The organism is Streptomyces sp. NPDC059696, from assembly GCF_042733745.1.
Lineage (GTDB): Bacteria > Actinomycetota > Actinomycetes > Streptomycetales > Streptomycetaceae > Streptomyces.
Window position 1 is genome coordinate 19,479 of sequence record NZ_JBHWFG010000022.1, and the last position, 8,886, is coordinate 28,364.

The following is an 8,886-nucleotide window of genomic DNA, read 5'->3' on the forward strand; positions in this document are numbered from 1 at the left end:
TCACAGCGCCCGGAGGCCGTTGATCACGTCGCGCAGAATACCCTCGTCCGGCAGCTCGGCCGGGGGTACGGGCCGGTTCACATGGACGAATTCCGCGTCCACGAGATCTCCGACGAGGACCCGTACCACTCCGATCGGCAGGTCGAGTTCCGCGGCGAGTTCGGCGACCGACTGCGGGAGGTCGCGGCACAGTTCGACGATGTCCACGTGCTCCGGGGAGAGCATGTGATCCGCTTCCGGATCGTCCGCCTGCGGTTCCGCGACCACGACCGCGATCAGGTCCAGACGGTGCTGGCCCCGGGTGCTGGTGCGGCCGCGGGTCATGGCGTACGGGCGGACGACCGGTCCGGCCTCGTCGTCGAACCAGTGGCTTCTTCCCTGACCGTCAGCGCTCATGTCATTCCACTACCCGCCTGCGGGCAGATCGGTGCGCGGTGCGGCGGCCAGATGCACACCCACCCGCTTCACCAGGAGCGTCATCTCGTAGGCGACCTGGCCGACGTCCGAGTCGGCGTCCGAGAGGACGGCGAGACAACTGCCGTCTCCGGCCGCCGTCACGAACAGGAAGGCGTCGTCGAGCTCGACGACCGTCTGGCGGACGTTGCCGGCCTCGAAGTGGCGTCCCACCCCCTTGGCGAGGCTGTGGAAGCCGGAGGCGACGGCAGCGAGGTGCTCGCTGTCCTCCCTGGTCAGGTCCTTGGACACGCCCGTCGGCAAACCGTCGCCGGAGAGCACGAGGGCCTTGCGGATGCTCGCGACGCGGTCCACCAGGTCGTCGAGGAGCCAGTTGAGCTCCCCCTTGCTGGTCGCGGTGTGGCCGGTCGCCTTCGGTGCGGTCATCGACCGTCCCCCTCTGTCGTTCCTTGTGGTGCTGCGCCGGTGTGGGCGGCATCGCCCGCGGCGTTCTCCTCACGGCCGCGCTGCCAGCCGCGCTGGAGCGAGGCCATGCGGCTGCGTACTTCCTCCGCGTCACGTTCGACGGGCTCGGCCGCGTCCCCGCCGGACGGCAGGGAGCTCCGCTTCAGCTGCGGGGCCAGGTTGGCCTGCCGGACGCGCCGGGGCAGCGGCGCGGTACCGGAAGCGGGTGGTGCTGCGGAGCCGGTCCCCCCGGGTGTGTCGCCGGAGCCGCTCGTCCGGTCCGAGGCGCCGCCGGTGCCGCCCGGGACGGAGCCGGGGCGCTGGTCCGGCCGGGCCGGGCCGCTGGAGGCGATCTCCGCGCGGCGGGTCCGCCTCGGGAGGGCGGACGGCTCCGACCGGTCGCCGACGCCGCCGGAGGGGGCGGTGGACTCCGTGGAGTCCTGGTGGTCCTGGTGGTCCTGGTGGTCCTGGTGGTTCTCGTGGCTGCCGACGGCGCCGATGCCGCGGCGGGCCGGGTCCGTCCCACGGCGGCGGGAGGGCAGCGGCGGCGGTGCCTCCGGCAGGGCGTCGCCCCGACGGCTGCCGGTCGAAGGGCTCTCGGTGCGGCGCCTGGCGGGCAGGGCGGGCGCGGATTCGCTCCCCGACCGGCCGGTGTCCCGGCCGGGCGTGGGCTCCCCGCCCCGCCGCCGTGACGGGAGCGCGGAACCGGGGCTCACATCCGTTCGGCCGGTGGCCGGGGTGGTCTCCTCGTCCGCCCTGCCCCGCCGGGGGCGCTGTTCGGTCACCGGGCGTCCGTGGGAGCTGACCAGCTTGGGGGTGTGGCGGCGGGGCGGCGCGACCGGGTCGCCCGGTCCGGCGTCATCGTCGGTCCGGTCACCGGTGCCGCGGGCGTCGGTCTGCTGCCTGCGCGCGTCGGTGCGGCGGCCGGCGGACGCGTCCTGGTCGCGGGTCAGGGAGTGGCGGGAGCGGAACAGGCCGCCGTGTTCGCTGTCCTCGTCCTCGATGGCCCCTGGGAAGCCGCTGATGGTGTCGAGGTCGACGGGACCCTCCAGCTCGACCGGGCCGTCCAGCAGGGAGGCGGGCAGACCGGCGCGCGGCGCGGGCGCGTGGGAGAGCGCGGCGCGGCGGCCGTCCTGCGGTTCCTTCTCCGGGGCGAGCTGAGGACGGTCGAGACGGAAGCCGATCCCGTTGGTGTCCGGGACGTCGTCGGTGAGCAGCGTGTCGGGGATGAAGACCACGGCGGTGGTGCCGCCGTACGGGGAGGGCTGGAGGGAGACCCTGACGTTCTGGCGCTGGGCGAGCCGGCTGACCACGAACAGGCCGAGCCGGTCGGTGTCGGACAGTTCGAACTCCGGTGTCTCGGCGAGCCGGAGGTTGGCGTCCAGGAGCGCCTCCGCGGCCATCCCGAGGCCTCGGTCGTGGATCTCCAGGGTGAAGCCGTTGGCGACCCGCTCGCCCAGGACCTGGACCGCGGTGTGCGGTGGCGAGAAGACTGTGGCGTTCTCCAGCAGTTCGGCCACGAGGTGGGTGAGGTCGGCGACGGCCGGGCCGGTGATGGCGTTGCGGGGAAGGCGGCGGACCTCGATGCGCTCGTAGTCCTCGACCTCCGCGACGGCGGCGCGTACGACGTCCATGAGCTGGACGGGTTTGCGCCACTGACGGGAGGGCGCGGCGCCGGAGAGGATCACCAGGCCCTCGGCGTGCCGGCGCATACGCGTGGTCAGGTGGTCGAGGCGGAACAGGTCGGCGAGTTCCTCGGTGTCCTCGGTCCGGCGCTCCATGGCGTCGAGGAGGGTGAGCTGCTTGTGGAGGAGGACCTGGCTGCGGCGCGCGAGGTTGACGAAGACCTCGGAGACGCCGGCGCGCAGCTCGGCCTGTTTGACGGCGGCTTCGACGGCCGCGCGCTGCAGGGTGTTGAGGGCCTGGCCGACCTCGCCCATTTCGTTCTTGTCGTACTCGAGGCGCGGGACCTCGGTCTCGACGTCTACCTGTTCGCCCGCGGAGAGGCGGCGCATGACGCTGGGCAGGCGCACTCCGGACGCCTCGTGGGCCTCCAGGCGCAGTTGCCGGAGGTCGCGGATCAGGGTGCGGCCGACGCGTACGGAGAGGAAGAGGGAGAGCAGGAGCGCGATCAGGCCGAGGGCCCCGGCGATGACGGCCTTGGCGATGACACCGACGGCGACGGGGTGGACGCGGTCCTGGTAGCGGTCGTTGGCCTGGTCGTTGAGAGTGCCGAGCTCGTCGAGCACGTTGCCGGCCGCGCTGTCCCAGCTCTTGGCGGAGATGCCGCGGGGGGTGCCGGCACCGGAGGAGACGGCTGCTTCCTCGGCCACGCGCAAGGGGGCGGAGGAGGCGTTCTTCCAGAAGCTCTGGTAGCGGTCGCGCTCGGCCACGGGCAGCAGCGGCAGGTTGACGTCGTACATCAGCGTGCGCTGCGCCACGAGGTCGGAGATGTCCCGCTCCTCGGAGTGGGAGATCCTGCCGACGATCAGCGCGGAGCCGAGGAGGGCGTCCTCCCGGGAGAGCAGTTCGCGGGCGCGGGCGAGATTGACCAGCGCGCGGTACTGCTTGTCCAGTTCGATGTTGTCGACGACGTGCAGGTTGGCGAGGAGGACGTAGCAGGGGTCGACGAGCCGGTTGTAGAGGTCGAGGGCCTGGGTGCGGTTGACCGTGCCGTCCTCGACGCTGCGGCGCAGCGATTCGATGCCGTCGAAGCCGTCCAGTACGGCGGTGAGCCGCTCGTCGGTGTCGGCGCCCATCGCGTCCCGCACGTCGGGGTTCCGTGCGTTGTCGCGGATGCCGCCGATGGCCTCGTCGGTGGCCGTGCGGCTGCGCCGGAGCGCGGCGAGGCCGTCGGAGGCGCGGGGGTCGGCGAGGTGGACGAGGGTCTGGCGGCGTTCCTCCTGCAGGACGCGGACGGTGTCCTCGATGGGGTAGCCGATCTTCTCCACCACGGACGACACGTTGAACAGGTCGGCCGCCTCGCGTCCCGTGAGCACGGTGGCGAAGGTCCAGATCGCGGTCAGGGACACCAGCGGCACGAGAAGCAGCGCCACGATCTTCCGGCGGATGGACTTCCCGCGAAAGCGCATGGCCTCCCCCTGCTCGGGCCCCCTGCTACCGGGGGTACACATGTGCGTCAACAAACGGCGCGAGCCTACTACCGACCCACAGGGAACTCGAAGACCGGTCCGGAACCTGAACTTCCGCGCCAGCCACGAGTCATGGCGAGTTGTCCGGGCATTGCGGGAGTTGTCTCCCCGTCATCCATGGTGGCGGCGCGGCCCAACACGCGAACGATGTCCGGGCGGTTGGCTGAAATTTTTCGGTTTCCGGGAATCTTCGCGAGTGGTCGTTCGTCGTTCTCTATGGGAAACGGGGGCGGAATCGGCAACAGGAGCCGCGTTGCGCACCTGGGCGGCGTAGAACAGCGCAAGCCGGGCAGCCACTGGGGAGCACGGGTCTTCGGATGCGAGCGAGCGGTCTGCTGGCGGTGGGGAGTGACACGGTGATGGGCACGGCGGAACGGCGCGGTGCGCCCAGGGCGGGTGGGGCGCGGTCGGCGGGGCATCGGGATCCCGGAGCGGCCGAACGCGACGTCCCCGGGGCAGGGGCACAGCCCTCGGGACAGGAGAGCGGGTATCCGGCTCACGAGACGGGCGGCGGCGCTCGGGGGCAGCGGTACCACCGGCCCCTGTGGGTCGAGGAGCCCGCGCGGCGGCGGCGCTTGCCGGATCCGGTGCGGACGGCGGCCGTGCGAGCGGTTCTTCTCATAGCCGTGACCCTCATCCAGGCCATGGTGGCCTTCCTGTGCACCATGGCCGGGTCCTGGCTGGCGTTCCCCATGGTGATCAGCAGCGTGGTGAGCACGATCGCGGCCACCTGGGGGGCGCTCGACGTATGGGTGACCCGCCAGGTCTGGAACCAGCGCCACGGCGTGGTGTCCGTGCCGAGCAGTACCGCGCGGGCGCTGCGGAGGGAGCGGCGCCGTACCCGGCGGCAGGAGCGTGCCACCGAGCGGACGCAGGGGCGGATACGCCGGCGCGCCGGGGCCGGGCAGTTGTCCCACTCCTGAGGCGCGGACGCCGCAGGACCCGTGCGGTCGGGCCCGGTACGGTTCCGGGCGCGCACTCGGGCCGGTGGGACCCGCCGAGTATCGCGAAACAGAACACCTCTGGCGCAACACCCGCCTCACCCCGCAGGGTTGGTTCGACTGATCGAACCAACCCTGCGACAGACCTGTGAGGAAGCGCCCATGAGAACAACCGCTGAGTCGACCGACCCCCACGGCCGGGACGACGCCGAACTCACCGAGTTCGGCTACAGACCCGAGCTGAAACGCACACTCGGCAACTTCCATACCTTCGCCGCGGGGATCAGCTACATCTCGATCCTGACCGGCACCTTCCAGCTGTTCTACTTCGGCTACGGCAGCGGCGGCCCGGCCTACTGGTGGTCGTGGCCGATGGTCTTCGTCGGCCAGTTCATGGTCGCCCTCTGCTTCGCGGAGCTCGCCGCCCGCTATCCCGTGGCGGGTTCCGTCTACAACTGGTCCAAGAAGATAGGCAATCCGCATCTGGGCTGGCTCGCCGGCTGGATGATGCTGATCGCCTCGATCGTGTCCATCTCGGCCGTCGCGCTGGCCTACCAGCTGACGCTGCCGCAGATCTCGTCGTCCTTCCAGTTCGTGGGGGACGGCACCGGTACGTACGACGTGGCGACCAACGCGGTCATCCTGGCCGCGGCGTTGATCCTGTTCACGACCCTCGTGAACGCCTTCGGCGTCAAGTTGATGGCGCGGATCAACACGGCGGGCGTGTGCATCGAGTTGATCGCCACGGTCGTGCTGATCATCCTGTTCGCGGTTCACATCACGCGTGGTCCGCAGGTCGTCCTGGAGACGCACGGCACCGGCGCGGGCTACGGCAACGGCTACCTGGGCGCCTTCCTGGTGGCCTCGCTGGCCTCGGCGTACGTCATGTACGGCTTCGACACGGCCGCTTCGCTCGGTGAGGAGTCCCTGGACCCGACCCGGAACGCGCCGCGCGCCATCATCCGGGCGATCGTGGCCTCGTTCGTCCTGGGCGGCCTGATCCTGCTCCTCGCGCTGATGAGCGTGTCCAGCCTGAAGGGCGAGAAGCTGTCCACGGACGGCCTGCAGTACATCGTGCTGGACGTGCTCGGCCCGACGGCCGGCAAGGCGATGCTGTGGTGCGTGCTGATCGCGGTGACCGTGTGCGCCCTGGCCGTGCACACGGCGGCGGTCCGGCTCGCGTTCGCGATGGCCCGCGACAACAACCTGCCGGCGTCCTCGAAGCTGGCCAGGTGCCACCCTCGGTTCCAGACGCCGGTCCTGCCGACCGTGATCATCGGGATCCTGGCGCTGGCGATCCTGGTGGTCAACATCCGCCAGCCGCAGATCTTCACGGTCGTCACCAGCATCGGCATCATCATGATCTACCTCGCCTACCTGGGCGTCACGGTGCCGCTGCTGGTCGCGCGGCTGCGCGGAAGATGGCAGCCCGCGGGTGAGGGCCGGTTCTCGCTGGGCCGCTGGGGCCTGCCGGTCAACATCCTGGCGGTCCTGTGGGGCGCGGCCATGACGCTCAACCTGATCTGGCCGCGGGCCGCGGTGTACAACGCGGCGGCCCCCTACCACTGGTACCTGCGCTGGGGCGCGGTGCTGTTCGTCGCCGTCATCGCGGGCGGCGGCTTCGCCTACTACTGGTTCGTGCAGCGGCACCGGACCGGTGTGCTCGCCGAGCACCGCTCCGAGGCCCCTGCCACCGCTCCCGTCGCCGCCCCGGCGACCGACTGAGGCCGGGATCCCTCCGTCCCCGTGTGTGTGCCGGAGGCGAGCAGCCTGGCACCGGGCGGAGGGACGGGGTCGAGCCGGCGCGGCCGTCCTGGCCGGTCGCGCAGTGCCCCGCGCCCCTAGGGCGTGGTGGACGCCGGGCGTTTGTACATCCGGGTCGCCGTGATCTCGCTGTGGACCGCCTCCCCCGCCTGGGGCTGCTGCGGCAGACCGGGGCGGAGGTGCTCCTCGACGCTGATGTACTTGAGTCCCGCCCGCAGGTCGGCGTCATTGCGCATGCGGATGACCAGCGGGAACTCCGCCAGCGCGGTGGTGTCGAACAGGCCCGTGGTGTACAGGAGCTGCACCCCGAGGGCGTCCGACACCGCCCGCTGGAGTTCCAGCAGGTACGTGGCGTTGGCGCGGCCGATGGGGTTGTCGAGGAACAGCGTGCCGGCGTGCCGGTGCTTGTCGCGGCCCCGGTCGTTGGAGCGCAGGGCGGCCATCGTGCAGTACAGGGCGATGGCCGCGGTGAGGAGCTGACCGCCGGAGAAGACGTCGCCCATCTGCCCGACGGGGACCCGCTCGGCGCGCAGCACCGCGTCCGGCTTGAGGATCTCGACGGCGACGCCCTTGGGCTGGAGGGCGGCGGCGACGCCCCGCAGCAGCAGGGACATGCCGTCGCGGCGCAGATCGGAGTTCTTCTTGACGGCGGCGCGGGTCGCCTCGTCGATGACCTCGCCGAGCCGCTCGGTGAGGGTGGCCTGGTCGGGTTCCTCGAAGCGGATGCGGAGGAACTCCTGTCCCGACCACTCGCCGAGGCCCTCCGGGAGACGGGAGAGGCGCTGGGCGGAACGCAGGGTGGCCAGGGCCGACTCGACGAGGCCGCGCAGACGGTCCACGATCGAGTCGCGGTTGCGTTCCAGCTGCTCCAGTTCGTCGGTGAGGACGCGCAGGCGGGGTGCGAAGGCGTCCGCCCACTTCTGGGCGTGCTCGGGCAGGGCGGATGCGGGCAGTTCGCGGATCTGCTGGCGGGCGGGGGTGCGGACCTGCTCGTACCGCGTGGAGTTGGCGTGCCGGACGAGGATGTCGCTCGCCTCGCGGACGGCGGACTCGGCGGCGGACAGGTCGGCGGCGCAGCCGCGCAGGGAGCGCCGGGCCTCGGCGGCCGCCTGGCGGGCCTCCTCCGGGCTGCCGGCGTAGGGCTCGGGCTCGTCGTGCTCTTCGTCCGGGGCGTGTTCGCGCAGCAGGTCGCGGAGCATGGCGGCGATCTCGTCGAAGCCGCTCGCCGCGTCCTCGGCGGCACGGTGGGCGTCGAGGAGTTCGGCGTGGGCCTCGCGTGCCTGGTCCAGCGCCTCGGTGCGGGAGGCGAGTTCGGCGGTGGCGGTGCGCAGCAGGGTCTGCGCGTGTTCGGTGTCGCGCGGCTGAAGGTCCTCGGGGAGGTCGGTGTGGGTCTCGCCGTCGTCGGCGGGGGCGAGACGTTCGGCCTCGCCGCGCAGCCGTCCGAGCTGCTCGCTCGCGGTCGACATCCGCGTCTCCAGGAGCTGCACCAGCTCCTCGGCACGGGCGGCGGCGGCCTGGCGGCTGGGGCCGTCGGAGCCGTCGGGTGATTCGAGGAGTTGCTCCGCGCGGGTGCGGACCTTGTTGCTCAGCCGGTCCAGTTCCGCGCGGGCGGCGCTCTCGTCGCTCTCCGCGCGCGCCTGCTCGGCGCGCAGGTCGGCGCCGACGCCGACCTTCTCGTACACCTGGGAGGCGGCCCGGTAGGCCTCGCGCAGCGCGGGCAGGGAAGCCTTGGGCGCCTGTTCCTCGTCCTCGGGTACGTCGTCGGGGGCGCCCGCGATCTCGGAGCGCTCGGCGCGCAGGGCGCGGGCGGTGCGGCGGGTGTCGTCCGCGGCGCGCTGGGCGGCGCGCCGGTCCTCGTCGGCGGCCCGGGCCCGTTCCAGGCAGGCCTGGGCGCTCGCCTCGGACTCGGCCGCCTCGTCGGCCAGCTCGCGCAGTTTCACCTGCCAGCCGGCCCGCTCGCGGAGCCGGAAGGCGAGCCCGGCGAGGGCGTCGGCGGAGCGGCGGGCCTTCTGCGCGGCCTCCTGCCGCTCGTCCCTCACGCGCGCGGCCTCGGCGGCGACCTCGTCGGGGGGGGGCGCCGGGGGGGGCGGGGGCGGCCGGGGGGGGGGGGGGGCCGGCGCCGGGGTAGGGCCGGGCTGCGCCGGGGTGGGGTTTTGTGGCGCGAGGACCCC

At 72.4% G+C, this 8,886-nt stretch carries 5 protein-coding genes and 1 pseudogene; 2 read left to right on the forward strand and 4 right to left on the reverse strand.

Annotated features, from left to right (window positions below; genetic code table 11):
- Genes ACFV20_RS23470 through ACFV20_RS23480 form a run of 3 tightly spaced genes read right to left on the reverse strand, consistent with a single transcriptional unit; the run spans nt 1 to nt 3,950 of the window.
- Nucleotides 1–396, reverse strand: a complete 396-nt coding sequence (locus tag ACFV20_RS23470; RefSeq protein WP_385659392.1) for a DUF742 domain-containing protein — start codon at nt 394–396, stop codon at nt 1–3.
- Between the two features lie 9 nt (nt 397–405).
- The gene (locus ACFV20_RS23475) at nt 406–840 is read right to left on the reverse strand and encodes a roadblock/LC7 domain-containing protein (RefSeq protein ID WP_102910026.1); all 435 of its coding nucleotides are present in this window, start codon (nt 838–840) and stop codon (nt 406–408) included.
- Complete coding sequence (locus ACFV20_RS23480; RefSeq protein WP_385659394.1) at nt 837–3,950, reverse strand: nitrate- and nitrite sensing domain-containing protein; 3,114 nt, start codon at nt 3,948–3,950, stop codon at nt 837–839. The genes ACFV20_RS23475 and ACFV20_RS23480 overlap by 4 nt, the downstream gene beginning before the upstream one ends.
- A gap of 419 nt (nt 3,951–4,369) precedes the next feature.
- On the opposite strand from ACFV20_RS23480, the gene ACFV20_RS23485 reads away from it, so the two are divergent.
- Complete coding sequence (locus ACFV20_RS23485; RefSeq protein WP_385659545.1) at nt 4,370–4,933, forward strand: hypothetical protein; 564 nt, start codon at nt 4,370–4,372, stop codon at nt 4,931–4,933.
- 180 nt (nt 4,934–5,113) lie between these two features.
- Nucleotides 5,114–6,676, forward strand: coding sequence for an APC family permease (locus ACFV20_RS23490; protein ID WP_385659396.1), 1,563 nt, complete (start codon nt 5,114–5,116; stop codon nt 6,674–6,676).
- Between the two features lie 116 nt (nt 6,677–6,792).
- Here ACFV20_RS23490 and ACFV20_RS23495 read toward each other — a convergent pair.
- Nucleotides 6,793–8,781, reverse strand: a pseudogene (locus ACFV20_RS23495) (hypothetical protein); the annotation flags it as partial.
- Nucleotides 8,782–8,886: the final 105 nt, after the last annotated feature.

Bases quoted from the DNA above. Each gene is read 5' to 3' on its own strand.
- ACFV20_RS23470 (WP_385659392.1), bottom strand. From the start codon at position 396: ATGAGCGCTGACGGTCAGGGAAGAAGCCACTGGTTCGACGACGAGGCC.
- ACFV20_RS23475 (WP_102910026.1), bottom strand. From the start codon at position 840: ATGACCGCACCGAAGGCGACCGGCCACACCGCGACCAGCAAGGGGGAG.
- ACFV20_RS23480 (WP_385659394.1), bottom strand. From the start codon at position 3,950: ATGCGCTTTCGCGGGAAGTCCATCCGCCGGAAGATCGTGGCGCTGCTT.
- ACFV20_RS23485 (WP_385659545.1), top strand. From the start codon at position 4,370: ATGGGCACGGCGGAACGGCGCGGTGCGCCCAGGGCGGGTGGGGCGCGG.
- ACFV20_RS23490 (WP_385659396.1), top strand. From the start codon at position 5,114: ATGAGAACAACCGCTGAGTCGACCGACCCCCACGGCCGGGACGACGCC.